This window comes from Williamsia sp. DF01-3 (assembly GCF_023051145.1).
In the GTDB taxonomy this organism is placed as follows: domain Bacteria; phylum Actinomycetota; class Actinomycetes; order Mycobacteriales; family Mycobacteriaceae; genus Williamsia.
Genome location: NZ_JALKFS010000005.1, coordinates 4,076,397 through 4,100,036, shown reverse-complemented (window position 1 = coordinate 4,100,036; position 23,640 = coordinate 4,076,397). Strand labels below are relative to the sequence as shown.

The 23,640-nt window shown below is 64.6% G+C and carries 23 protein-coding genes, 1 tRNA gene, 1 other RNA gene and 1 pseudogene; 19 read left to right on the top strand and 7 right to left on the bottom strand.

The annotated features are described in order from the left end of the window. Window positions 1–42 precede the first annotated feature (42 nt). Complete coding sequence (locus MVA47_RS21465) at window positions 43–1,410, bottom strand: acyl-CoA dehydrogenase family protein (protein ID WP_247209812.1); 1,368 nt, start codon at window positions 1,408–1,410, stop codon at window positions 43–45. Window positions 1,411–1,703: 293 nt separating this feature from the next. Here MVA47_RS21465 and MVA47_RS21460 point away from each other — a divergent pair, with 293 nt between their 5' ends. Together MVA47_RS21460 and MVA47_RS21455 are read left to right on the top strand one after the other, a co-directional pair. Continuing rightward, window positions 1,704–2,123 carry an NINE protein gene (locus MVA47_RS21460; protein ID WP_030164392.1) on the top strand — a complete coding sequence of 140 codons (420 nt, stop codon included), beginning with the start codon at window positions 1,704–1,706 and terminating at the stop codon, window positions 2,121–2,123. 9 nt (window positions 2,124–2,132) lie between these two features. Continuing rightward, a complete protein-coding gene (locus tag MVA47_RS21455) occupies window positions 2,133–2,576 on the top strand; it encodes a DUF2752 domain-containing protein (protein WP_247209811.1) in 444 nt (147 codons plus the stop codon). Between the two features lie 13 nt (window positions 2,577–2,589). Here the strand turns inward: MVA47_RS21455 and MVA47_RS21450 are convergent, their stop codons facing one another. Both MVA47_RS21450 and hisN read right to left on the bottom strand, forming a co-directional pair. Continuing rightward, the gene (locus tag MVA47_RS21450; RefSeq protein WP_247209810.1) at window positions 2,590–3,252 is read right to left on the bottom strand and encodes an MBL fold metallo-hydrolase; all 663 of its coding nucleotides are present in this window, start codon (window positions 3,250–3,252) and stop codon (window positions 2,590–2,592) included. Window positions 3,253–3,256: 4 nt separating this feature from the next. Further along, window positions 3,257–4,060, bottom strand: coding sequence for a histidinol-phosphatase (gene hisN / locus MVA47_RS21445; protein ID WP_247209809.1), 804 nt, complete (start codon window positions 4,058–4,060; stop codon window positions 3,257–3,259). 132 nt (window positions 4,061–4,192) lie between these two features. On the opposite strand from hisN, the gene MVA47_RS21440 reads away from it, so the two are divergent. From MVA47_RS21440 to MVA47_RS21395, 10 genes are all read left to right on the top strand, one after another. Beyond that, entirely contained in the window at window positions 4,193–4,603 is a 411-nt protein-coding gene (locus MVA47_RS21440) for a hypothetical protein (protein WP_247209808.1), read from the top strand. Window positions 4,604–4,667: 64 nt separating this feature from the next. Beyond that, window positions 4,668–5,780 carry a peptide chain release factor 2 gene (prfB, locus tag MVA47_RS21435; RefSeq protein ID WP_062799180.1) on the top strand — a complete coding sequence of 371 codons (1,113 nt, stop codon included), beginning with the start codon at window positions 4,668–4,670 and terminating at the stop codon, window positions 5,778–5,780. A 123-nt stretch (window positions 5,781–5,903) separates the two neighbouring features. Further along, window positions 5,904–6,842, top strand: a complete 939-nt coding sequence (locus MVA47_RS21430) for a mechanosensitive ion channel family protein (RefSeq protein WP_099384052.1) — start codon at window positions 5,904–5,906, stop codon at window positions 6,840–6,842. Continuing rightward, entirely contained in the window at window positions 6,839–7,357 is a 519-nt protein-coding gene (locus tag MVA47_RS21425; RefSeq protein ID WP_247209807.1) for a hypothetical protein, read from the top strand. Before MVA47_RS21430 ends, MVA47_RS21425 begins: the two co-directional genes overlap by 4 nt. Before the next feature lie 37 nt (window positions 7,358–7,394). After that, entirely contained in the window at window positions 7,395–8,084 is a 690-nt protein-coding gene (gene ftsE / locus MVA47_RS21420) for a cell division ATP-binding protein FtsE (protein ID WP_023963123.1), read from the top strand. A gap of 66 nt (window positions 8,085–8,150) precedes the next feature. Further along, complete coding sequence (ftsX, locus tag MVA47_RS21415; protein WP_247209806.1) at window positions 8,151–9,056, top strand: permease-like cell division protein FtsX; 906 nt, start codon at window positions 8,151–8,153, stop codon at window positions 9,054–9,056. Window positions 9,057–9,188: 132 nt separating this feature from the next. After that, the gene (smpB, locus tag MVA47_RS21410) at window positions 9,189–9,662 is read left to right on the top strand and encodes an SsrA-binding protein SmpB (RefSeq protein WP_023963127.1); all 474 of its coding nucleotides are present in this window, start codon (window positions 9,189–9,191) and stop codon (window positions 9,660–9,662) included. Between the two features lie 541 nt (window positions 9,663–10,203). Next, on the top strand, window positions 10,204–11,673 hold the full coding sequence (locus tag MVA47_RS21405) for a cutinase family protein (RefSeq protein WP_247209805.1): 1,470 nt from the start codon (window positions 10,204–10,206) through the stop codon (window positions 11,671–11,673). 116 nt (window positions 11,674–11,789) lie between these two features. Continuing rightward, window positions 11,790–12,157: a transfer-messenger RNA gene (gene ssrA, locus MVA47_RS21400) on the top strand. Window positions 12,158–12,243: 86 nt separating this feature from the next. Then, window positions 12,244–13,089: an aldo/keto reductase gene (locus MVA47_RS21395; RefSeq protein ID WP_247209804.1), complete on the top strand. Its 846-nt coding sequence runs from the start codon at window positions 12,244–12,246 to the stop codon at window positions 13,087–13,089. Between the two features lie 101 nt (window positions 13,090–13,190). On the opposite strand, the gene MVA47_RS21390 is transcribed toward MVA47_RS21395, so the two are convergent. Next, window positions 13,191–13,775 carry an alpha/beta hydrolase gene (locus MVA47_RS21390; protein WP_247209803.1) on the bottom strand — a complete coding sequence of 195 codons (585 nt, stop codon included), beginning with the start codon at window positions 13,773–13,775 and terminating at the stop codon, window positions 13,191–13,193. Continuing rightward, window positions 13,769–14,974, bottom strand: a complete 1,206-nt coding sequence (locus tag MVA47_RS21385; protein WP_247209802.1) for a lipase family protein — start codon at window positions 14,972–14,974, stop codon at window positions 13,769–13,771. The genes MVA47_RS21390 and MVA47_RS21385 overlap by 7 nt, the downstream gene beginning before the upstream one ends. A 189-nt stretch (window positions 14,975–15,163) precedes the next feature. On the opposite strand from MVA47_RS21385, the gene pgm reads away from it, so the two are divergent. Next, the gene (pgm, locus tag MVA47_RS21380; protein ID WP_247209801.1) at window positions 15,164–16,810 is read left to right on the top strand and encodes a phosphoglucomutase (alpha-D-glucose-1,6-bisphosphate-dependent); all 1,647 of its coding nucleotides are present in this window, start codon (window positions 15,164–15,166) and stop codon (window positions 16,808–16,810) included. A gap of 80 nt (window positions 16,811–16,890) precedes the next feature. Here pgm and MVA47_RS21375 read toward each other — a convergent pair whose 3' ends face one another. Next, the gene (locus MVA47_RS21375; protein WP_374474290.1) at window positions 16,891–17,640 is read right to left on the bottom strand and encodes a VIT1/CCC1 transporter family protein; all 750 of its coding nucleotides are present in this window, start codon (window positions 17,638–17,640) and stop codon (window positions 16,891–16,893) included. Between the two features lie 106 nt (window positions 17,641–17,746). Here MVA47_RS21375 and MVA47_RS21370 point away from each other — a divergent pair, with 106 nt between their 5' ends. The 5 genes from MVA47_RS21370 (at window position 17,747) to MVA47_RS21350 (ending at window position 21,893) form a co-directional block, all read left to right on the top strand. Next, window positions 17,747–18,289 (top strand): MauE/DoxX family redox-associated membrane protein, encoded by a 543-nt coding sequence (locus tag MVA47_RS21370; protein WP_247209800.1) that lies wholly within the window; start codon window positions 17,747–17,749, stop codon window positions 18,287–18,289. Further along, on the top strand, window positions 18,286–19,032 hold the full coding sequence (locus MVA47_RS21365) for a thioredoxin domain-containing protein (protein WP_062798736.1): 747 nt from the start codon (window positions 18,286–18,288) through the stop codon (window positions 19,030–19,032). The genes MVA47_RS21370 and MVA47_RS21365 overlap by 4 nt, the downstream gene beginning before the upstream one ends. Window positions 19,033–19,180: 148 nt before the next feature. Next, window positions 19,181–19,253, top strand: a tRNA-Ala gene (locus MVA47_RS21360). A gap of 149 nt (window positions 19,254–19,402) precedes the next feature. Next, complete coding sequence (locus tag MVA47_RS21355) at window positions 19,403–19,804, top strand: hypothetical protein (protein WP_247209799.1); 402 nt, start codon at window positions 19,403–19,405, stop codon at window positions 19,802–19,804. A gap of 97 nt (window positions 19,805–19,901) precedes the next feature. Continuing rightward, window positions 19,902–21,893 (top strand): hypothetical protein, encoded by a 1,992-nt coding sequence (locus MVA47_RS21350; RefSeq protein WP_247209798.1) that lies wholly within the window; start codon window positions 19,902–19,904, stop codon window positions 21,891–21,893. A 25-nt stretch (window positions 21,894–21,918) separates the two neighbouring features. Here MVA47_RS21350 and MVA47_RS21345 read toward each other — a convergent pair whose 3' ends face one another. Further along, window positions 21,919–22,311, bottom strand: a complete 393-nt coding sequence (locus MVA47_RS21345) for a cupin domain-containing protein (RefSeq protein WP_247209797.1) — start codon at window positions 22,309–22,311, stop codon at window positions 21,919–21,921. A 110-nt stretch (window positions 22,312–22,421) separates the two neighbouring features. Here MVA47_RS21345 and MVA47_RS21340 point away from each other — a divergent pair. Then, a pseudogene (locus MVA47_RS21340) lies at window positions 22,422–23,629 on the top strand (RtcB family protein). The last annotated feature ends 11 nt before the right edge of the window (window positions 23,630–23,640 follow it).

The window sequence follows — 23,640 nt, the reverse complement described above, 5'->3', positions numbered from 1 at the left end:
TCTTTCTGTGCAAGAGTGTCGGGTCGGATGGGGGAGCGGTCGTCAGATGACGACGATGCCCTCGCCGATGGCCGCACCGCGCAGATCGCGGAACCAGCGCTCGACCGGATGTTCCTTGGTGAAGCCGTGTCCGCCGAGCAATTGCACTCCGTCCGAACCGATTTGCATACCCTTGTCGGCGGTGAGCTTGCGGGCCAGCGCCGCTTCTCGGGCGAAAGACAGGCCCTGCTCGGCGCGGGCAGCGCCACGCAGGGTGACAAGCCGGATCGAATCGAGCTCGGTTGCCATGTTCGCGACCATGAATGCCACGGCCTGACGGTTGGAGATCGGCTCCCCGAACGCCTCACGCTCGTTCACATACGGGATGACGTAGTCGAGGACGGCATGGGCCGTACCGACTGCCAGCGAAGACCAACCGAGCCGGGCAAGCCGGACCACGTCGCGGTAGTCGGTGAAGGCGCTCTCGCCCTCTTCTTCACCAAGCAATGCGGTGGCGGGCACGGTCACGTCGGTGAGCAGCAGCCGACCGATGCCGGCGGCGCGCACACCCATGCCGGGATCTGCTTCCACGACAAGTCCTTTGGAATTCGACTCGACGATGAACAGAGCGGGGCGGCCATCGAGCTGTGCGCCGATGATGAACAGTTCCGAAGACGCCGCAGCGGGCACAAACGACTTCACGCCGTTGAGCCGGTATCCGCTGGGTACCCGGGTTGCCTTGGTCTGCAGCGACATTGCGTCGAACAGTGGGCGTGGCTCGGCGATGACGACGGCGGCCTGGGGCACGTTCTCGCCCGCGAAGTCCGGCAGGTAGGTCTTCTGCTGCGCGTCGCTGCCGAACTGGGTGAGCGTGGTGGCGACACCGCTGGGTGCCAGCAGCGGCAGTGCCAAGCCCATGTCGCCATAAGCCATCGCTTCGGCGACGAGCGAGTTGGTGACCACGCCACGCTCGGTGGCGGCGCCCTCGAACTCTTCGGGAACGTTGATCATCGTGATGCCGAGTTCGGCACTGCGAGCGAGGATCTCGGGCGGGGCTGCGGCTGCGGCGTCGGCGTCGTGGGCTGCCGGGCGCAAGATCTCGCCCGCGAACTCCTTGACGGTGTCCGCGATCATCTTCTGTTCGTCGTCGGGGAACAGGTTGAAGTAGTCCTTGGGGGTGGTGGACAGACGCTTCGCCTTGTCGCCACCCTGGGCGCGGGAGAAGGCGCGGGTTGCGGCGCCGATCGTCTTGAACCCCGTCTTGGTTCCCTCGTACGCGATGCGGTTCAGCGGCTCGCGGATCTTGTACTTGTCGGCGAAGTCGGAGCCGGTCACCGTGGTCAGGACTCGCATCGCTGCTCCGATGGCGCTACGGCGGTGGGGGTTCTTGCCCACAGCGGAGGTGTCGCGGGGCTCGGTATGAGTGCTCATTCTCACCAGCTTGTCTTCTACGTGTTGGGCGTGGGGTGTCGGTCGGAAGACCGCGTCTCACCGATCTTACCGGTCGGTAAGAAAGCGGACAGCACGGACCTTACTACTCAGTAAGGTCGGTTGTCACGTGCCCGTCCGGGCCGCCCGTCACAGATGGGTGCAACTACCAAGCGATTAGCAGTGCGAACTATTGTTTGCGCAGCTCACAGCGATGTTCTCCGGCCGTCATTCAATTGTTCTGAAAATGGTCCACGTCCAGCCGAAGCCCGGTCCCGTGCCATATCCTGCTCCTCATGACACAACCTCCTCCCGGGTATCCGGCACCGCCACCCCAGCCGCAGGGTGGCCCCTACAACGACACCTTCTACGCTTCGATCTTCGGCCAGGAACAAGGCCCGATGGGGTACCAGGACCTCGCCGGGCTTGTCCGCTCCGGACAGGTCAAGCCGGAGACGCAGGTGCGCACCCAGTCGAGCAACTGGTTCCCGGTTTCTCAGGTGCCCGGCCTGTTCTCGGACAAGGAATGGCTCACAGCCCTGCTGATCTCCGTATTCGTCGGCGGTCTCGGCATCGACCGCTTCTACCTCGGCTACACCGGCCTCGGTATCGCCAAGCTGCTCACCTGTGGTGGCCTCGGCATCTGGACACTCATCGACATAGTCTTGATCGCGATGCGCAAGCTCCCCGACTCCAACGGTGTCCCCCTGAAGTGATGGCTTGACGTGGCGGCCCCGCCCACCGCAGACCGGCGGCAGTCCGAACGAAATGTTCGGATTGCCGCCGGTCTCGGTCTGGGTGCGGTCGCCGCAGCGTTCCTGATCAGCCCAGCTCTCAGCACATCGGGGCCCACGCTGTGCCCGGTACGACTGGTCACCGGGCTGCCTTGCCCCGGTTGCGGGCTCACCCGTAGCTGGACGGCTGCCGCCCACGGCCAGTTCTCTGATGCCTTCGCCTACAACTTCTTCGGCCCGATCAGCCTTGCCGCGACCATGGTGTTCCTTGCGCTCGCCGGCGTACTGCTGGCGCGGCGACGATCGGTGGCCGGTCTCGCGCGAGCCGCCAGGCATCCCGTTCTCTGGGCGGTGGTCGCCCTGTGGATCGGGTACGGAATCGCGCGCGTCGTCGACCAGGTAGTCGGTGGTGGTCTGTTCCCCGACGTCTCGTGATCGGCTGCAGCCGTCACGTCAGGTCGAGCGCGTCCTCCCCGGGCAGGACAATGAAGTCGGTTGCGGGATCACTCATCTCGGACAACCGGCTGTAGTGCATCTTGAGGCCCGCGTCGCCGAGTAGGCCTTGGTGGATGGGGAAGGCCACCCTCGGCGAGACTGCGCGCAGATAGTCGATCGCCTCGCTGATCTTCATCCACGGCGCCATGGTCGGCATGGCCAGCACGTCCACCTCCACCTCTGGTACGAACAGCGAGTCCCCGGGGTGCATCAGTTGTGCCCGACCGGCATCGTCGCCCAACAGGTAGGCCACGTTGTCGATGGTGGGGATGTCGGGGTGGATCACCGCGTGGGTGCCGCCGGTGATGCGAGCCGTGAGCCCGCCGACGGCGAACTCGTCGCCCGGGCGGGCTGCTGTCCACGAGCCTGCGACGTCGTCGTCATTGAGCTGACGGGTGGTCTGCGGATCCGCGTACAACACCGCGCCGGGATTGCCGGCGACCAGGTCTGGCAACGCCGCGACATCAACGTGATCGGGGTGCTGGTGCGTGATCAGGATGGCGTCGAGCCCGGTGAGTCCGGTGAACCCGTGCGAGAAGTTGCCGGGATCGAAAAGGATTGTGGTGCCGTCGTGTTCGACCAAGATGCAGGAGTGCCCGAAGTGTGTGATCTGCATGGTGTCAGTATGCGCCGTCGCGCGGCCGCAGCGACGAGAGAACGGCCGTATGCAAGGCGCCGTTCGTGGCGATCGCACTCCCGCCGTGGGGGCCGGCCGTTCCGTCGAGCGAGGTGAACGTCCCGCCCGCCTCACGCACCAGGATGTCCAGTGGCGCTAGGTCCCACAAAGACACCTCCGGCTCCGCGGTGATGTCGACCGCGCCCTCGGCCACGAGGCAGTAGTTGTAGAAGTCGCCATAACCGCGTACCCGCCACACAGCGTCGGTCAAGGCGATGAACTGATCCCGGATCCCGCGGTCGCGCCACCCCGACAGGCTCGAGAACGCGAGGCTCGCCGCGTCGAGTTCGGTCACCTGCGACACCGTGATCGGCCGCGCCGAGCCGTCCGGACGCTGTGCGAACGCGCCCTCGCCGGCCGAAGCCCACCACCGGCGCGCGAGAGCGGGCGCGCTGATCACACCCACCTGCGGCACCCCGTCGACGAGGAGCGCGACCAGGGTGGCCCAGACCGGCACCCCGCGCACGAAGTTCTTTGTGCCGTCGATCGGATCGATCACCCACTGGCGACCGCTGATCTGCGCCTCGCCTCCGAACTCTTCACCGAGCACCGCGTCGTCGGGACGCAGGTCCGCGAGCCTCTCACGCAGCGTCGTCTCGACGGCGAGATCGGCGTCGGACACCGGGGTCAAATCGGGTTTGGAGTCGACGCGCAGATCCACCGCGCCGAAACGATCGATGGTGATGGCGTCGGCGGCGTCGGCCAGCGTCAGCGCCACCTCGAGGTCGGACTGCGTCGGCGAGGTCATGGACGCTAAAACTACAGACACCCGCTTGCCGGCCGTTGTCGCCAGGTCGTCCGGCTAACCTGATGACAACCGACAGGCGTGCCGCAAACGACCGGACCGGCGACCGCTTCCGACCCCAGGAGTGCGATTTTCATGTGGTTCTCGATCATCATCACGCTGATGCTCGCCGGGTTACTCGCGGTGCTGTTGATCCAGTGGCAACGCGGACGGTCTGGTGGCGCCGCTGCCCCTCGCGAGGGCAACGCCGCATTCACCGATCGGGTGCCCGGCACCCTCACGCTGACCGGTGTGGCGGACAAACCCGTCGAAGGTGACAAGAACAACCAGGCCTTCTGCACTGTCTCGGGCACGATCACCGGACCCGACACAGCCCCGACCGATGTCTATGGCCGGTTCGTGATGCCGATGTCGTCGGCGTGGCCGCAGATCGGCGATCAGGTCCCGGTCACCTACAAACCGGGTAAGGCCGAATCGACCTGGCAGATCGCCGGGTCGATCGGCGGTGGTCCGGGCACGTCGGGTCCGGACCTGCGTAAGCACTGATCCTCGAGAGTCCTGCTGCGGCGGTCGCCGCCACGGTCCCCGAGGACCGGTAGCCTGGGTGACCGTGCATCCAGACGTTTCAGCAGACCTCGACGCCCTCGACTCGACCCTCACCACAGTGGAGAAGGTGCTCGACCTCGAGGAGCTCCGGCGACGGATCGACGAACTCGAACACCAGGCCGCCGATCCGGAGCTGTGGAACAACCAGGAACACGCCCAGCAGGTCACCAGCGAGCTGTCCCACGCCCAGGGTGAGCTGCGGCGCGTCTCCGAGCTGAGGCAGCGACTGGAAGACGTGCCACTCCTCTACGAATTGGCCGAATCCGAGGAAGGCGCGTCCCAGACCGAGGCGATGGCCGACGCCGACGCCGAGCGCATCGCACTGCGGGCCGACATCGAGGCGATGGAGGTCAAGACGATGCTGGCGGGTGAATACGACCATCGTGACGCGCTGGTCAACATCCGATCCGGCGCCGGTGGCGTGGACGCCGCGGACTGGGCCGAGATGTTGATGCGCATGTACATCCGCTGGGCGGAGAAGCACAACTACAAGGTCGAGGTGTACGACACCTCCTACGCCGAAGAAGCCGGACTCAAGTCGGCCACCTTCGCGGTCAAGGGGCCGTACATGTACGGCACGTTGTCCATCGAGATGGGCACCCACCGGTTGGTGCGGATCAGTCCGTTCGACAACCAGGGTCGCAGGCAGACGTCGTTCGCGGAGGTCGAGGTGCTCCCTGTGGTGGAAACCACAGACCACATCGAGATCCCGGAAACCGAACTGCGCGTTGACGTTTACCGTTCATCCGGCCCTGGTGGACAGTCGGTGAACACCACGGACTCCGCTGTGCGTCTGACACACATTCCCACCGGTATCGTGGTGACCTGTCAGAACGAGAAGAGTCAGTTGCAGAACAAGGTAGCCGCCATGCGCGTGCTGCAGGCCAAGCTGCTCGAGCGCAAACGCAAGGAAGAACGCGCCGAGATGGACGCCCTCAAGGGAGACGGCGGATCCAGCTGGGGCAATCAGATGCGGTCATACGTACTGCATCCCTATCAAATGGTCAAAGACCTACGGACCGAGTTCGAGGTGAACAACCCCACCGCGGTTCTCGACGGCGACATCGACGGGTTCATAGAATCCGGTATTCGCTGGCGGATGGCACAGAACGCGTGAGGCCGCACAACGACTGACCGCACCACCCGCCTGAACCGGTGTCCACCGGCCGCGTGCTTCGAGTAGGCGCCGGACGGTATTGGCTCGATCCCAACACACGACCCGGAGGAGCAACCCGATTTGATGCAAGACCTCGTCGCGCTCGTGACCGCAGCGCCGGAAACCCCGGCCGGCACCAGCCGCTTCGTCCGATGGCTGTCCCTACAGGGACTCACCATCGTTCTCTGGGTGCTCGGCGCCCTGCTCGCGACCCGATTCATCCAGTGGGTGGTCGGACGGATCACCGCGCGCATCGACTCGCAGTTCACCGAATCCGATGCCCTCGTGCGCTCGGAAGCGATCAAGCATCGCCACTCGGTGGCGCAGATCCTCGCCTGGGCGGCGATTGCGATCGTCTACATCATCGCCGGCTTCAACGTCGTGCGGCAGTTCAACGTCCCCATCACCGGATTCGTCGCACCCGCGACAGTGCTCGGTGCGGCCCTCGGTTTCGGTGCGCAGCGCATCGTGCAGGACCTGCTGTCCGGATTCTTCATCATCACCGAGAAGCAGTACGGATTCGGAGACGTGGTCAGCCTGGCCATCGTCGGCGCGACCGAACCCGCCGAGGGGACGGTGGAGGACGTCACACTGCGCATCACCAAACTGCGCTCCGCCGATGGCGAGATGATCACCATCCCCAACGGCCAGATCGTCAAGGCCATCAACCTGTCGAAGGACTGGGCACGGTCGGTGGTCGACATCCCGTTGCCGATCGGTGCCGACATGAGCAAGGTGAACGACCTCATCGCCCAGATCGGACACCAGGCGTTCACCGACTCGCGCACCCGCAATCTGCTGCTCGATGAGCCGACCGCGATGGGCGTGATCGACATCGAGGTTGACACCATGACGGTCCGCATCGTCGCCCGCACCCTGCCAGGTAAACAATTCGAGGTGAGCCGCGACCTCCGCTCGCGCATCGTCCGGGCATTCGGTCGCGCCGGTATCGCACTGGCCCCGGGCAGCGTCATCGAAACCGATTCCGTGTCACCCGTCGCAGCCGAGGAGGGAAGCCGATGACCGACAACCAGCAGAACCCGGACAACGAGCCGTTGAACTCGGCGAACATCCCAGCCGGCAGTGCGCCCACGCCGGCCGCCACAGAGGCCGAGGACCGGCCAGCATGGTGGCACCGGATCCCGCGCACACTCTTCGGCGGCAGGGTTCGGACCACGACAGCAGCGTTGGTGCTGCTGTTCATCGGCGCGATGCTCCTGTACGGCCAGCGGTCGGAGTACTACAGCGAACTGGACAAGCAAGACGCTCAGGCGCAGACGAGCCAACAACAACCGGTGCGTACAACCACACCGCCGCCTCCGGAGACCACCGAGGAGACGACAACAACCGCTACGACGACCACACCCGAGACCACCGAGTCGTCCGTGGAGGTCGATCCACCCCTCGAGCTCGTCGACCATCGAGACCACGGTCCCCACGCAGACCGAGCAGCCCCGGGGCGGGCTGATCCCGGGATTGGAGATCCCCACCCCCAGCATCGCCAGGTGATCTGGGCCCCCGGGCCCGGGCAAGTCTGAGCCGGATGGCCAGGATCCGTGGTTACACTGGCAGACCGTGATCAGCGTCAAGAATGTGACGATGCAATACAAGGCATCGACCAGGCCCGCCTTGCGAGATCTTTCTCTCGAGGTGGACAAGGGCGATTTCGCGTTTCTCATCGGCCCCTCCGGATCAGGTAAATCCACCTTCTTCCGGCTCCTGTTGAAGGAAGACAAACCCACCTCGGGTGATGTGTATGTGGGCGATTTCCACGTGAACAAACTGCCGGGCAGACGCGTGCCGAAGCTTCGCCAGTCCATCGGATGTGTATTCCAGGACTTCCGGTTGCTGCAGCAGAAGTCGGTGGCCGAGAACGTCGCGTTTGCCCTCGAGGTGATCGGGAAGCCGAAGAGCACCGTGTCGAAGGTGGTTCCGGAAGTGCTCGAGTACGTCGGGCTGTCCGGCAAGGCGGACCGCATGCCTTACGAGCTGTCGGGCGGTGAGATGCAGCGTGTCGCCATCGCCCGCGCCATCGCCAACCGGCCGCTGCTGCTGCTCGCCGACGAGCCCACCGGCAACCTGGATCCCGACACGAGCCGGGAGATCGTCGAGGTGCTCGATCGGGTGAACCGACGCGGGACCACGGTGGTGATGGCAACACACGACCGCCAGATCGTCGATGCGATGCGGCGCCGTGTGCTCGAGTTCAGCAACGGCCGTCTCACCCGTGACGACGCCCATGGCGTCTACGGGCTCGGCGGCTGAGCCGACTCCGACCCTTCGACTTTCACCTACTTCTGTAGTCCCGACCGGGAGGACACCCGAACTCACATGCGCGCGAGTTTCATATTGAGCGAGGTCCTGAACGGACTGCGCCGCAACGTCACGATGACCATGGCGATGACCATCACCACGGCGATCACGCTGGGCATGTTCGGCGCCGGGTTGCTGGTGGTGCAGATGGCCGACAAGACCCAGGACATCTTCCTCGACCGGGTGGAGATGCAGATCTTCATCTCCGATCCGGTGACCGACGCCGACCCCGACTGCAAGGCAGCGCCATGTGCGCCGCTGCGTGAGCAGATCGAAGCTGCCCGTGGCGTGGAGTCGGTGCAGTACATCGACCGCGCCGAGGCGTTCAAAGACGCCAAGACCAAGACGTTTGCGAACAACCCGGACATCGCCGCCCTGGTGCGGGAGAACACTCTTCCCGCGTCGTTCAAGGTCAGGATGGCAGACCCGAACCAGTTCGGTGCTGTCCTCGATCAATTCAAGAACGCCGACGGAGTGGACGGCGTCCTCGATCAACGAGAGCTGGTCAAACGGATCTTCAGCGTCCTCGACGGGGCACGTAATGCTGCCTTCGCCATCGCGCTGGTGCAGGCGATCGCCGCGATCTTGTTGATCGCCAACACTGTTCAGGTGGCTGCCTACACCCGACGCACGGAAGTGGGCATCATGCGCCTGGTGGGTGCGACACGCTGGTACACCCAGCTGCCGTTCCTCCTCGAAGCAGTGGTCGCGACCGTGGTTGGTTCTCTGCTGGCCATCGCGGGACTATTCGGAGCCAAGGCGTTGTTCTTCGACCGGGCACTGCAAGACCTCTACGGGGTGAACATCCTGGCCAAGATCCAGACGGCCGACGTGCTGTTCGTGGCCCCGTGGCTGATCATCATCGGCGTGGTGCTCTCGAGCGTGACGGCATACGGCACTCTGCGGTACTACGTCCGCGAGTGACACCGCCGTTCTCGGCCGGTAGACAAATCACGCGACGTCCAGACGCAGCGTGTGTAGTGTGGCGTGGCTCGGTGAAATAGACAGCTCGGCGCACCACAAGCGCAAGAAGACGGGACGAAAGTAGGTGAATCGATGAAGGAAAAAGGTCGCAAGGCGATTGCGACGAACCGTAAGGCGCGGCACAACTACGCCATTCTCGACACCTACGAGGCGGGCGTCGCGTTGCTGGGCACCGAGGTGAAGAGCCTGCGCGATGGTAAGGCTTCACTGGTCGATGCCTTCGCCACCGTCGACAACGGTGAGGTGTGGTTGCGGGGCCTTCACATCCCGGAGTACGGCAACGGTTCGTGGACAAACCATGCTCCCCGCCGCAATCGCAAACTGCTTCTGCACCGCCGCGAGATCGATGGCCTGATCGGGAAGATTCGTGACGGCAACCTGACCCTGGTACCGCTGTCGATGTATTTCAGCGATGGCAAGGTCAAAGTTGAATTGGCACTGGCGCGCGGTAAACAGGCTCACGATAAACGGCATGATCTGGCCCGTCGCGACGCCGAACGCGAGGTCACTCGTGAATTGGGCCGGCGCGTCAAGGGAATGCGTTAAAAGGCGTAGCTCTTATTCGGCCGTCGGCTGAATTAGTTGGCGGCAGCCATCAATGGGTTTGTCCACAGTGATTCTTTTGCGATTTGTTCGTGGTCTCGTGCGCACCAGGTCCCGTCTGAATCGCCGATCGGGCGTTTAGTCGACTAATTATTGGCTATTCAGTCGAAAAAGTGGTTCGTCGTCCGGCGGGTGATCGGGCGCCGGCCGAGAGTCGCTCGGCCGCAAGCGGAACGAACTACCTCATCGCACGGTCCGCTAGGTCACCGGACCGTTTTGAGCGACGAAGATCACATTCATGGGTCTCGGTGGCTCAAACCTCAAGTGCTGAGCCGACGTGAACCGTTGCGTTCACCTGTCGCGCCCAGCAATTTGTGTGCGCGTGCCTTTCTCGCCGCGCGCCGTTCAATCGGATGACAGATGATCGCCATGTGTCATTTCTGGAAAGCCCTCGTTGATGCGGGTGGCCAATCGGCCGTTTTCGGGCACGTCGTAAAGAACATGTCGCCCTTTGTGGTGCGTGTCAAAACAGGAGCAACCGAGCATGAATCGAACGCGAGGCCACACCGGTGGCCTCACCTTTTCACCGGCCGGACGCCGTTTGCGGGGTTCTGTGCTGGGCGTTGCCGCTGTAGCGGCAGCGGCGATCTCGCTGACCGCCACACCGCAGGTCGCATCGGCCCGGCCGATCAGTGACTGTCCGGACCTGCACGTGGTGGTGGTGCCGGGCACGCTCGACTCGAGCGTCAACCGGGACCCGCACCAGCAGGCCGGAGTTCTGGCCCCCACGATCGAAGAAGCCGGGCGTGGGGTGCCACCAGGGGAAATGCAAACCACCTACGTTCCGTATCCGGCTGACTTCGGTTACACCGCCGACGGGACCACATACGCCGATTCCTCGGCGCGAGGAGTCGAGGCGACCAACGCCCAGATTCACCAGATCGGGGCGCAGTGCGGACCGGGCACCGACATCGCGATCGTCGGTTACAGCCAGGGCGCCGATATCGCACACAGGGTCGCCGCGGACATCGGCGAGAACCGTGGGCCCGTGGCGCCCGACCGGGTACGCGGCGTGTACCTGATCTCCGATCCCAACCGCGCCGCCGGTACGGGTCTCGTACCCGGGGCGCCGGGCCTTCGGGCGCCGCTCAACGGTGCTCGCACGTTGTCCGGTACCACTGAGGTCGCGGTCGGCGGCGGCATCGGGTCGGTTGGGTCGACCGGATTCGGCGCGCTCACCGGTCGGGTCGTATCTCTCTGTGAGACAGGCGACTTCGCATGCTCGATCCCCGAGGATGCACAGGTGGTCCGGACGGGCGCGAACATCGCCGAACAGATGCACATCGACACCACCGACCCGTCAGGCATTGCATCTGATCTCGGGAACGCACTCGTCCGTACCGCACTGCGGACCGGCGCGTACGTACTCGCCACGCCGGACTGGCTGTCGGGTTCGGAATCGCTCGGCCAGGCGGTGGAGAAGAACAGTGCTCCATCATCGGCCGTGCCCACCCCGGACGATCTGTCTGTCTCCGGAGTGCTCGGTTTCGTGGTGGATCTGCCCGTCTCCTGGGAGGCGAGACTCCAGTACGAGAGGGAGGCCGGCCTCCGCGACAATCTCGGGCTCGTGACGATGGCAACCGAACCCAGCTATTGGTACCCGGGGCCGAGTCATGTCAGCTATTTCGACCAGCCCGCCGATTCGTCGGGGCGTACGGGTTCGGAGTACGTGAGTACGTGGTTGCGGGAGTCGGCGGTGAACGACTCGCCGGCGGGCGACACCCCGGTGGCGTCCATCGATTCGACGGTCGAGCAAGCGTCGGTTTCGTTGGCCGATCAAACCCCGGACGCAGTCGAGATCGCAACCGCCGCCGTCGAGAGTGTGGGCGTGGTGGCACCGCAGCTTCCCGAGGTGGTCGACGTGGTGCTGGACTCGGCAAAGAAGGTGATCACCTCGCGCGACCCGCTCGCCGAGGCACTGGCAGTGATCGGTACATCCGTGCAGCCGGCCTGATCACAGCGCCCGAGAGGGTGACGACACTGCGGCTCGAATCGAAATGGGAATGATTCGGGCCGCAGTGCTTGTTACGATGTATGTCTGCCGTACTTCGGTGCGGTGGAACCTATCGAGGGGCTGAACGGTTTCGACTGCGTGCGTCAAGGTAGGGGAAGCGTGTCGGTGCAGGCTAGAGACCACCGTAAGCGTCATAGCAACCAATTAAGCGCCGATAAGAATCAGCGCGACTACGCCCTCGCTGCCTAAGCGACGGCTGGTCTGTCGGCCCGGGTGAGCTCTCGCCCCGGGTACCGGCATCATTCAGAGAGCTAACCGTTGCGGGCGGTCGCGGACCGCAATGGGACATCAAACAGCGACTGGGATCGTCATCTCGGCTTGTTCGCGTGACCGAGAGATCCGAGTAGAGGCTTAGCGAACTGCACACGGAGAAGCCCTGCTGAAACGGCGAAGGACCCGGGTTCGATTCCCGGCAGCTCCACCGTCAGATCACGGATACGGGGGAGAACCAAACAATGGTTCTCTCCCCGTTTCTGTGTCCAGGGCACAACCAATGAGGAGAGTACGACGATGACTCAGGTTCCGAACATCACTCTCAACGACGGAAACACCATTCCGCAGCTGGGCTTCGGTGTCTTCCAGATCAAACCCGAGGACACCGCCGATGCGGTCAAGACGGCACTCGACATCGGCTACCGGCACATCGACACCGCGGAGATGTACGGCAACGAAAAAGAGGTGGGCGAAGGCATTCGCGCCTCGGGCATCCCGCGCAACGAGATCTTCGTGACGAGCAAACTGAACAACTCGTTCCACGAGCCCGATGCGGCGCGTAAGGCGTTCGACACCACCTTGTCCGATCTCGGGTTCGACTACATCGACCTGTTCCTCATCCACTGGCCGCTGCCCACCCAGTACGGTGGCGATTACGTCTCCACCTGGAACACGATGATCGAGTTCGCGAAGTCGGGCCGTTCGAAGTCCGTGGGTGTGTCCAACTTCCAGGTAGAGCACCTCGAACGGCTCGCCAAGGAGACCGAACTGGTGCCGGCGGTCAATCAGATCGAGGTTCACCCGTATCTGACCAACGACACCGTGCGCAAGTACGGCAGGGATCACGGCATCGCGACCGAGGCCTGGTCACCGATCGCGCAGGGCAAGGTGCTCGACGATCCGGTGATCACCGACCTGGCTGCCGAGGTCAGCAACAGCCCGGCACAGGTTGTGTTGCGCTGGCACATTCAGCGCGGCGACATCATCTTCCCGAAGTCGGTGACCCCCAAGCGGGTGCAAGAGAACTTCGCGCTGTTCGACTTCGAGCTCGACAGCGACGCAGTTGCCAAGATCGACGCGCTCGACAAGGGCGAGGACGGTCGGGTCGGCCCGCATCCCGACACGTTCGATTACGTCGGCTGACCCCTCAGGCCGAAATTCGGTCGGCCGAAAATTCGCGCTGCGCACTTCGAGACGCTCCGGTTGCAACCGGGGCGTTTCGTCGTAGGTGGCGCGAACTTCGACTACAGGAAGCTGCGGACGAAGGTCAGAGCAGTCGACTGCCACGTCCAGACGTGGTCGAGCATGGCGTGACCGCCGCCCTCGATCGGCACGAACTCGGCGTCGACCCCACGCTCACGGAGTTGGGCGATGCCCTTTTCCGTCCGGGCCGGATACGTTCGCTGGTCGGCAGTCCCGTGCAGCGCCAAGACCCGTGCCTCACCGTGGATGTACTCCCAATCCGCGTGCTGCCACCACGGCGCCAAGGCGAGAACGCCGGCCACCCGCTTGTCGGCGGCGAGGTGCGCGGCAACCCTGCCGCCCATCGAATGCCCGACCAGGATCACCGGGGAATCCGGGTGCGCGTCGATGAGGCGGTCCAAGGCGGCCTGGGCCGGAGCGAGGGGACTGTTGTGCTGGCCGTTCCACCCGTGGACGTCGTAGACGGCCTGGTGAACCACCACTCGCGGAAGCGCACGCAGCGACAACGTGAACGGGTACATCCGCATCGGCGCGGGTTGGCGTCGGCTGAACGGCGTCGTGGAGTTGTCGGTGCCACCGGGCAACACCAAGACCGATGCCGCCACCGGCAAACCGGGTATCAGCATGTGCTGGGTGCCGGCGCCCCTGCCAGGCGGTCGTTGAGGTAGCTCAATGCGATCGGGACACCGGACGCGATGGTGGAGCCGTGGTCACCGGGGACGATCACCGTCTGTACCCGCGTTCCCTGTCGGCACCAGTGTGCAGCGGTGGCCAGCACCCGGGATGTGGGAGTGAGCTGGTCATCGGCACCCTGGTAGAGCAGCACCGGCATCCGCGGCGCGCCTGGGAACATCTGGACGCTGTTGCGGTTGAGGGCATCGACACCGGCCTGGGTGTTGGCCAGGGTGCCCGAGTTGACCACGTCGGCGATCTTCATGTTGGCACCGGCATCGATGATCTGGTCGGTGCACGCGTTGCGGATCTGGTTGGCCAGCGCGATCCCCCGATCGTTCAGTTGCTCAGACAACGACACCTCGTTCGGGTACTCGCGTTCGAGGCCGAGGGAGGCTGCGAAGCCCAGGCCGAACAGCGGGTTCGGGGCCACCCCCAGCGTGCGGGCGATCGCTTCGAGGTTCACCGGTGTGCCACCCGCGGACAGACCGACGAGATCGAGTTCCGGGGCGTACGTGGGTGCCAACACCCCTGCGTAGGCAGTGGCCATGGCGCCACCCGAATACCCGGCCAGGACCGTGCGGGAATCGCCGACCCGGAATCCGGGGCTCGACTGGACGGCCCTGATGGAGTCCAGCGTGATGGTGCCGCCGAGGCGGGCCGCCCCGTATGCGCTGGTCGGTCCGAGGTGATCGGGAATGTTCACCGCGACTCCACGCGCCAGCGCCAGACCGATGAGTTGCTGCTCCTGCAAACCGCCACGGAAGATCTGATGCGACGGCGCGCACTGCGGCCCGAGCGAGTTGGTGAACGGCTGATACGACAGCAGGTCGTGGCGGGCCCCACCGTCGGGAACGATGACCGTCGTGACAGCGGCGATCGGCTCGCCCTGCGAATTGGTGCTGCGAAACAACACTTTCTGGGCACTGGATCCGGGGAACGGACTCGGCAGCGATTGCACTCGGAGCACGTCACCGTTGGCTGCACCCTCGATGCCCGCCGGCTCTGCATAGAACGGATCCGAATCGGTGGCAGGCATGAACGGGGCAGCGCTTGCGGGCGCAGCGGTGAACCCGATTGCAGCGGCGGTTGCGAAGACGGCGGCCGCGACCTTCACTCCCAGCCCACGCCAAAACAACGTGTGAACGCGCATTGATGTGCCTCCGTCACCCCGACCGAGGTCGTCCGCCCAGACGTTTGGAGCGGTGTTCGGGAGGAGTGTAACCCGCGCCAACCCCATGGCGACCGCGATCGGTGGCAGAATTCGGATGGTCCAGTCAAAGACGCCGAGGATTGTGACCGCCGCCCGCCGGCCGGTCGCAGACAACCGGAAGGATTTTCAATGGCTCACCCGCGTGCGGGGACCGTGGCACTACCGGAAGATCTGATTGATGTGTCGGCGGTGATCGACGCCTACTACTCGGAAAAGCCTGACCCGGAAAACCCGGCCCAGCAAGTCGTTTTCGGCACGTCGGGCCATCGCGGTTCCAGTCTCGACGGTGCGTTCAACGAGGACCACATCATCGCGACCACCCAGGCGATCGTCGAGTACCGCACCGTCGCCGGCATCACCGGACCGCTTTTCATCGCACGCGACACCCACGCGTTGTCGCTGCCCGCATGGCAGACGGCCATCGAAGTCCTGGTGGCCAACGACGTCCGTGTCCTGGTGGACAACAAAGACCGCTTCACTCCGACACCGGCGTTGAGTCATGCGATTCTCACGCACAACCGCGGCGGGGGACCGAGTGCCGATGGGATCGTCGTGACGCCGTCCCACAACCCGCCTCGCGACGGTGGCTTCAAGTACAACCCGCCCAACGGTGGCCCTGCCGACACCGACATCACCTCGCAGGTCGCCGCTCGCGCCAACGAGTTGTTGCAGAGCGGTCTGGGCAGCGTCAGACGAATCCCGTTCGAGCGGGCCAAGGAGTCCGAGTTCTACGGGACCTATGACTTCGGCGCCAATTACGTGGACGACCTCAATTCTGTGGTCGACATGGACATCATCAGGAACTCCGGTGTGCGTATCGGTGCCGATCCGATGGGTGGCGCGTCAGTTGGGTATTGGGCCGAGCTGGGTGCCCGTTACACGCTGGAACGACTGACTGTCGTCAATCCGATTGTGGACCCCACGTTCTCATTCATGACGCTCGACACCGACGGCAAGATCCGGATGGATTGCAGTTCCGCGAACGCGATGGCATCGCTGATCGACGCGCGGGATTCCTTCCAGATCGCCACCGGCAACGATGCCGACTCCGACCGGCACGGCATCGTCACGCCCGATGGTGGCCTGATGAATCCGAACCATTTTCTGGCGGTCGCCATCGACTACCTGTTCACCCACCGGCCCGATTGGCCGAAGGACGCGGCAGTGGGGAAGACTCTCGTGTCCTCGTCGATGATCGATCGGGTGGTCGCGGGGATTGGCCGGCAGCTCGTAGAGGTGCCGGTGGGTTTCAAGTGGTTTGTGCCCGGGCTGCTCGACGGTTCGGTCGGTTTCGGTGGTGAGGAAAGCGCGGGCGCGTCATTCCTGCGCAAGAACGGACAGGTGTGGACCACCGACAAGGACGGCATCATCATGGCGCTGCTGGCCTCGGAAATCCTTGCCGTCACCGGCATTTCACCGTCCGAACGGTATGCGCAGCTGGCCGAGCAATACGGCGGGTCGCCCGCGTACGCGCGTCGCGACGCCCCGGCCACCCGCGAGCAGAAAGCGGTGCTGGGGAAGCTGTCGGCCGAGCAGGTCGAGGCGACTGAGCTGGCCGGCGAGGAGATCACCGCAGTGCTCACCGAGGCGCCGGGTAACGGCGCGAAGATCGGTGGTCTGAAGGTGACCACCAAGAACGCCTGGTTTGCGGCTCGGCCTTCGGGTACCGAAGACGTGTACAAGATCTACGCCGAATCCTTCAACGGCGCAGACCATCTGGCTCAGGTTCAGAACGAGGCCCAGGAACTGGTGGACGGTGTGCTCGGATCGAGCTGAGAGACCAGACGCCGCACGGTCTTGTGCGCCCCGCTCCGGTTCGAACCGAAGCGCGACACGCAAGGCCGTGCGTGGCGGGGTCAGCCGCCCGCGGGCACCCCGATCGCGAATCCGACGAGATAGGTGGCGCCGGCTGCGAGGACACCGAAAAGCAGTTGCCGCAGCGCGCCTTTCCAGATCGGTCGGCCGGTGATCCGGGCAGCCAGCCCGCCGACCAGGATCAGGCCGACGGCACCCACGAGCAATCCTGCGGTGAGCGATTCGAACCCGAGCAGATAGGGGATCAGCGGGAGCACCGCGCCGATCGAGAACATCACGAACGACGAGACCGCGGCCACCTTCGGTGACGGCTTCTCATCGGGATCGACGCCGAGTTCCTGCGTCAGGTGCAGGCTCACGGCCTTGTCGGTGTCTTGGTGGATCTCGGCGGCCGCCGCCGTCGCGGTCTGCTCCGACATCCCCATGTCGATGAACGCCTCGACCAGCTCGTGCAGTTCTTCTCGAGGATGCTTGCGCATCTCCCGACGCTCGACGAGTACCTCGGCGTCCACCTGCTCGTTCTGGGTGGAGACCGAGGCGAACTCACCAAGGGCCATGGAGAACGCTCCGGCCACCAGCCCGGCGACTCCGCTGAGCACGATGGTGTGGCCACTGGCGCCTGACGCGCCGACACCGGCGACGAGGCTGATGTTGGTGACCAGGCCGTCCATCGCGCCGAATGTCGCGGCACGGAGTCGACCGCCTGCCACGTTGGCGTGGGTGTGCCCGACCTCTTCCACACCCACGTCAGCAGGATGCGGTGTCTGGTCCGGGGAACCTGGAATGGTCACCACGAGATGGTATCGGCCGACACCTGTAGAACTCTGCTTCGCACGTGTTCGAAGCTTCCTGATTTGCTAAGCGACCTCTCAGGCGGTGGTCGTTAGGCTGGTGCGCGTGTGGAGATACGTCGTGAGCGTGCCGGTGCGTATCGGCTTGGCGGCGGTATGGCTGATCGCCGGTGGCATCAAGGCGGTTGATCCCGACCAGTCCGAGATCGCGGTGAAGGCGTATCACCTGTTTCCGGATTCGACCGCGTACGCGGTGTCGCTGGTGCTACCCATGGCTGAAATCGCGTTGGGACTGCTGCTGTTGATCGGGTTGGCCGTACGTCCGGCGGCCATCGCCTCGGCGGTGTTGCTGGTGCTGCTGATCGCGGCCATCGTGTCGGTGTGGGCACGGGGCTACACGATCGACTGCGGTTGTTTCGGAGGCGGTGGGGAAGCCGATGTGTCGTGGCGTAACTACCTCACCGAGATCCTTCGGGATGTCGGGTTCCTGGCACTCGCAGCGTGGCTGATCGTTTTTCCGCGAAGCCACCTGGCGCTCGGCCCGGGCTCGCGACCGCGGGTGGCCCGCGACAACCACGACGATGGCTCCAACGACCCCGCGACGGCCGCGGGTGTAGATGATGAAATGGCAACCGAGGAAAAGCATTGAGTAGCAACAACAAACGGCCCGCTCCCAAGACGGCGAAGTCGAAGTACCAGCCCCAGGCGCAGTCGAGCACCACCACGTATGTGCTCGCCGGCCTCGCGGTGTTGGTGATCGCGGCGGTGGTCATCGGCGGCATCATCTGGAACAGCCAGCGCAACAAGGGCGGTGCCGACAGCGCCGTGTTGTCCAACTCTGCGACCTTCGTGGTGGGCAGCCCCACGGCTCCGCACACCATCGACATGTTCGAGGACTTCCAGTGCCCGGCGTGCGCCAGCGTGGAGAAGCAATCCGGCCAGACCATCACCGACGCGGTCAACAGCGGGCAGCTGCAGGTGCGGTTCCACATGCTGACCTTCCTCAACGAGCAGTCGGGGTCGGGTGACTACAGCTCTCGGGCAGCGGGCGCGATGAAGTGCGTGGCCGACGCCGAGAACCAGGACGTGAAACTTGCGTTCCACTCCAAGCTCTTCGCGGTGCAGCCGAAGGAGGGCGGCGACGACCACGACAACCAGACGCTGGCCGGGTTCGCCAAGGAAGTCGGCGCATCGGATGCCACCCAGCAGTGCATCGCCGACGGCACTCAGGTCCAGGCTGCCGAGTCCATCGCCGACGAGTCTCAGACGCAGCTTGCCAAGGCGCTCGACGGTCAGGTCGGAACTCCCAGTGTGTTGCAGGACGGCAAGAAGGTCACCATCACCAACGGAACCGGCTGGGTCGATCAGATCCTCGGTGGCGCAAACAACTGACAACATCGCACCCCGGTGAACGTGGGGGAGAACCCGGCCGAAGTCGCCGCTACAGCGGATTTGGCCGGGTTCGCGCCGATGGTGTAATTTCGATCGAGCACGCAGCACCAGGGCAAACAACCTGGCGTGGGGTGCAAAAACCGAATACGGGGCTATGGCGCAGCTGGTAGCGCACCACACTGGCAGTGTGGGGGTCAGGGGTTCGAGTCCCCTTAGCTCCACCGTTGAAGCAAGATGATCCACCTGTCCACGACATACGTCGGCAGGTGGATTGTTCGTTTGTGGGCCGTCCGAAGCCCACCAGTAACAACTTTGCGATCATGAACGAGGAATCAAAGAAGACATTCGCTCGTGAAAGGACCGCGCTGCTGTGTACCTGCCGAAGAGATCTGGGCAACCGGGTCGGGTGTTCCTCATCGCGGCGGCGATACTGCTCGTCGTGGCTGCGGCGTTCGCGTTCTGGCCGGTGGACAACTCGCAGGGCACGGGGTGCGGGAGCTGGGCGCTGAAAGACGATTCGTCGGCGGCGGCAAAGGACTCCGAGTTCAACCTGGGCGACACCACCAAGGACTTGACCCGGGCACTCGCCGATCGCTACCTCGGTGACAACTCCGCCAACAGTCTCGGGCTCGGCGACAACACCAGCCAGGTGCAAGCGTGCGAGTCCGCGCGCGGAGACCAGACCAACGAAGTCGTGATCTTCGGATTGGCCGGAGCGGCGGCACTTGTTGTCGGTTTGATCCGGCGGTATCAACCGTCACGGGCCACCTGACACGGTGGACGGTTCGCGCCCGAAAGTCGGAGGTTTGTGACTTCGCCCAAATGAACATCGTGCCCGGTCATACTGAGCCGATGAGCGATCTGGGGCGATGACCGGCCTGTCCGACGCCAAGGCGGCCATGGCGCGCGACGAATGGGCCGCCGCGCTGGATCTGCTCGCCCACGAGACTTCCTCCGAGGCCGATGAGGCCCGCGCAGTGGCGCACTACGGAAACGGCGAGTTCGAAGTTGCTGTCGGCGTGTGGGAGTCGTTGTACGAGCGTCGACGCGATGCAGGCGAGCATGCGGGCGCGGGCTGGGCTGCAGCACATGTGGCACTCCACCTTCTGGTCGACACCGGCTTGATGGCACCGGTTCGCGGCTGGGTCGCGCGAGCCGAGCGCGAGCTCGTGGGGCTCGGTGAGGTGCCGGCTCACGCGTTGCTCGCGATGGTGAGAACGTACGAACGTTTCATGTGCGGTGACCCGGACGGAGCACGTCAGCAAGCTCAACGATCAATGGAACTCGGTGCACAGCTGGACGTCTCGCCTGCCGTACTCCTCGGGCAGGTGGCGACCGCGCGTCTGCTCATCGCTGACGGCGAGGTGGAAACGGGCCTCGCCATTCTCGACGATGCTGCACTGCAGCTCATGTCGGGCGCCGTGGATCCGTTCACCACGGGGATGCTCTACTGCGAACTCATCTGCGCCGCGCAGGGGTTGCTCGCCTACGACCGGGCCCGCGAATGGACCGACGTCATGGACCACTGGCGCCACGGTCACGCGTACGGGGGCTTACATGGGCGGTGCCGCGTGCACCGCGCCGAACTATTGCGAGTCAGCGGCCCCGGCGCCGCGGCCGAACGCGAGGCGCTCGCGGCCTGTGACGAACTCCGTCCCTGGATGCGTCGCGAATTCGGTTGGCCGCTGGTCGAACTCGGCAACATCAGGCTCCGCCTCGGTGATCTGGCCGGCGCGGAGGATGCGTTCTTGGAGGCGCATCGACGGGCATGGCCGTCGCTGCCGGGCCTCGCGCTGTTGCGGCTGGAGCAGGGTGAGATCGGTGCGGCGACGGAACTCATCGCTGACGCCGTGAACAACCCGCCGGATCTGCCGTGGAAGGAACGGCCGCCGTTCGGAGACCTGCGGCTCGTACCGTTACTCGACGCCCAGTCCGAGATCGCCTACGCCGGTGGCGACGCCGCTACGGCAACGCTGGCAGCCGCGCGCCTGCGCAGTATCAGCGAACGGTTCGTCGGTCAGGGTCTCGCCGCCTGTGCGGCGCTGGCCACAGCTCGGGCACACCTGTTGGCCGGCATCCCGGAGCTCGCCGTCGGCGAAGCCGACATCGCCGTCGTGCAGTGGTGTGAGCTGGACGCACCCTATGAGGCGGCCGTTGCCCGCGTGGTGCTGGGGACTGCCTGTGCAGCTGCGGGCGACACGGTGCGAAGTCGTCTCGACTGGCAGGCTGCTCACGCCGAGTTCGAGTCGTTCGGAGCGGTCAGGCGGGCGGCAGAAGTGGCCGCGCTGCTGGCCGGGGACTCCTCGGCGACGACGACGGAACCCATGACGGCGACGATGACGTGGACCGGTGACCGGTGGCAACTCGCGTTCCGCCACGCCGAGACGATTCTCGCCGACCTCAGAGGCCTCCGATACTTGGCGACATTGCTGTCGCGGCCCGGTCACGAGTTCCGGGCGATGGACCTGTGTGGTGGCCACGAGGTTGCCGATCCGGCCCCCATCATCGATGAACAGGCCCGTGCCGCGTATCGCCGGCGACTGGACGAAGTCGACCAGGACATCGAGGAGGCGGAGCACAACAACGACATCGCGCGCATCGATCTGGCGCACCGCGACCGCGAGTTCCTGCTCGCCGAATTGAGTGGCGCGGTCGGTCTCGGCGGACGACTGCGTCACACCGGTGGGGCCGCTGAACGAGCCCGGACCAGCGTCACCAGGTCATTGCGGTATGCGCTCGACCGTCTCGCCGAGCACGACCCCGTGCTGGGCGACCACCTCAAGAAGACCGTACGGACCGGAAGCTGCTGCAGTTACTCACCGGACACCGTTGCGCCGATCACGTGGACGGTGCTTCGTTGAGTGGTCAGTTTTACGAAGTCTCGATCTAGGGCGTCGCAGCGGCCAGCTTGGTGAGCATGTGATCCATCACCGCCCCGTGCTTGACCTGCGGGCTGAACATGACAACCTCTGTGTCACGCACAACGCGTACCGAGTGTCCCGGTGGCCAGTAGTACACATCGCCGCCGACGCACGTCTCGGCAGCGCCGTCGGTGAAGCTGACGATTACCTCGCCGGAGATCAGGTAACCCCAGTGGGGTGAGTGGCAAGCGTCGTCGGCCAGACCTTCGAGTAGCGGCGCGATGTCGGTCCCCGCGCCCAGGCTGAAATACTCTGCGCCCACGGGCCCGGCGGACGCCGACCCGAAATCGGGCAACTGACGTGCCTTGGCCCCGGGCACATCGATCTTGACCGGGATCTCATTCTTGGTGATGTGCATAACGACTCCTGACGAAGTGGTGGATTGGCTTTCATCAAGTGAGGCGTGACAAGTGGTTGTCACAATGCGACAACCACAAACGCCTTGACCCCGGCGATAGTGTCCGACATATGGACAGCAATGCGGGAAGGCCCCGACGTATCGACTCGTTCAAGCTCTTGTCGTTCGCTTCGCACATCGACGACAACACGATCGAGCAGGCGAAAGAGACCGCGTCGATGCCGTTTGTCCACCCACACGTCGCCCTCATGCCAGATGCCCACTCCGGCAAGGGTTCTGCCGTGGGAACTGTCATCCCCACCGTCGACGCGGTGATCCCCGCAGCAGTCGGCGTCGACATCGGCTGCGGAATGATCGCACTGCGAACCCGATACAGCGAGGACGACCTCGCCGGCCGTGATCTGTCGGTGCTGCGGGCATCGATCGAATCGGCCATCCCGCTGTCGCCGGGTAACTACAACCGCTCGCTGGACCGGTTCCCGTTCACCGCGCAACGGGTGGCGTCGCTGGCCGCGGACGCCGCGAGCCATCGCGTGGACCTGTCCCACTCACCCAAGTGGCGTGAGCAACTCGGCTCGCTCGGGGGCGGCAATCACTTCATCGAGTTGTGCATCGACAACGTCGGCGGCGTCTGGCTGTTTCTCCACTCGGGTTCGCGGGGCGTCGGCAACAAGATCGCCCAGAAGCACATCAAGATCGCTCAGAAGTTGTGCAAGCAATGGCATATCGGGTTACCCAACGCCGATCTCGCCTACCTGCCGGCGCGGACACCGCACTTCGACGCATACCTGACCGACCTGTCGTGGGCCCAGCGATTCGCGTTCGAGAACCGCGCGGAGATGATGGATCGCTTCCGACAGGTGTTCGCGCAGTGGATCGGACACGACGGCGACCCTGCCGACATCGAGACGGACTCGGTGAACTGCCACCACAACTACACCGTTCAGGAACGCCACGCGGGTAAGGACGTGTGGCTCACCCGCAAGGGGCCATCGACGCACACGAGGGTGTGCGTGGTGTGATCCCCGGTTCCATGGGCACCCGCTCATATGTCGTGCGCGGCAAGGGAAATTCGGCGGGCTTGTGCTCGGCTCCGCACGGGGCCGGTCGCCGGTTCTCCCGCACCGAAGCCAAGCGCCGGTTCACCGAGGCAGATCTGGACAAGGCGATGGTCGGCATCGAATACCGGCACGGACCCGACTGGATCGACGAGATCCCGGCGGCCTACAAGGACATCGACGTTGTCATGCGTGACGCGCAGGAGCTCGTGGACATCGAGTTCGAACTGCGTCAGGTACTCAACGTCAAGGGAACCTGAGTCCGCGGGGT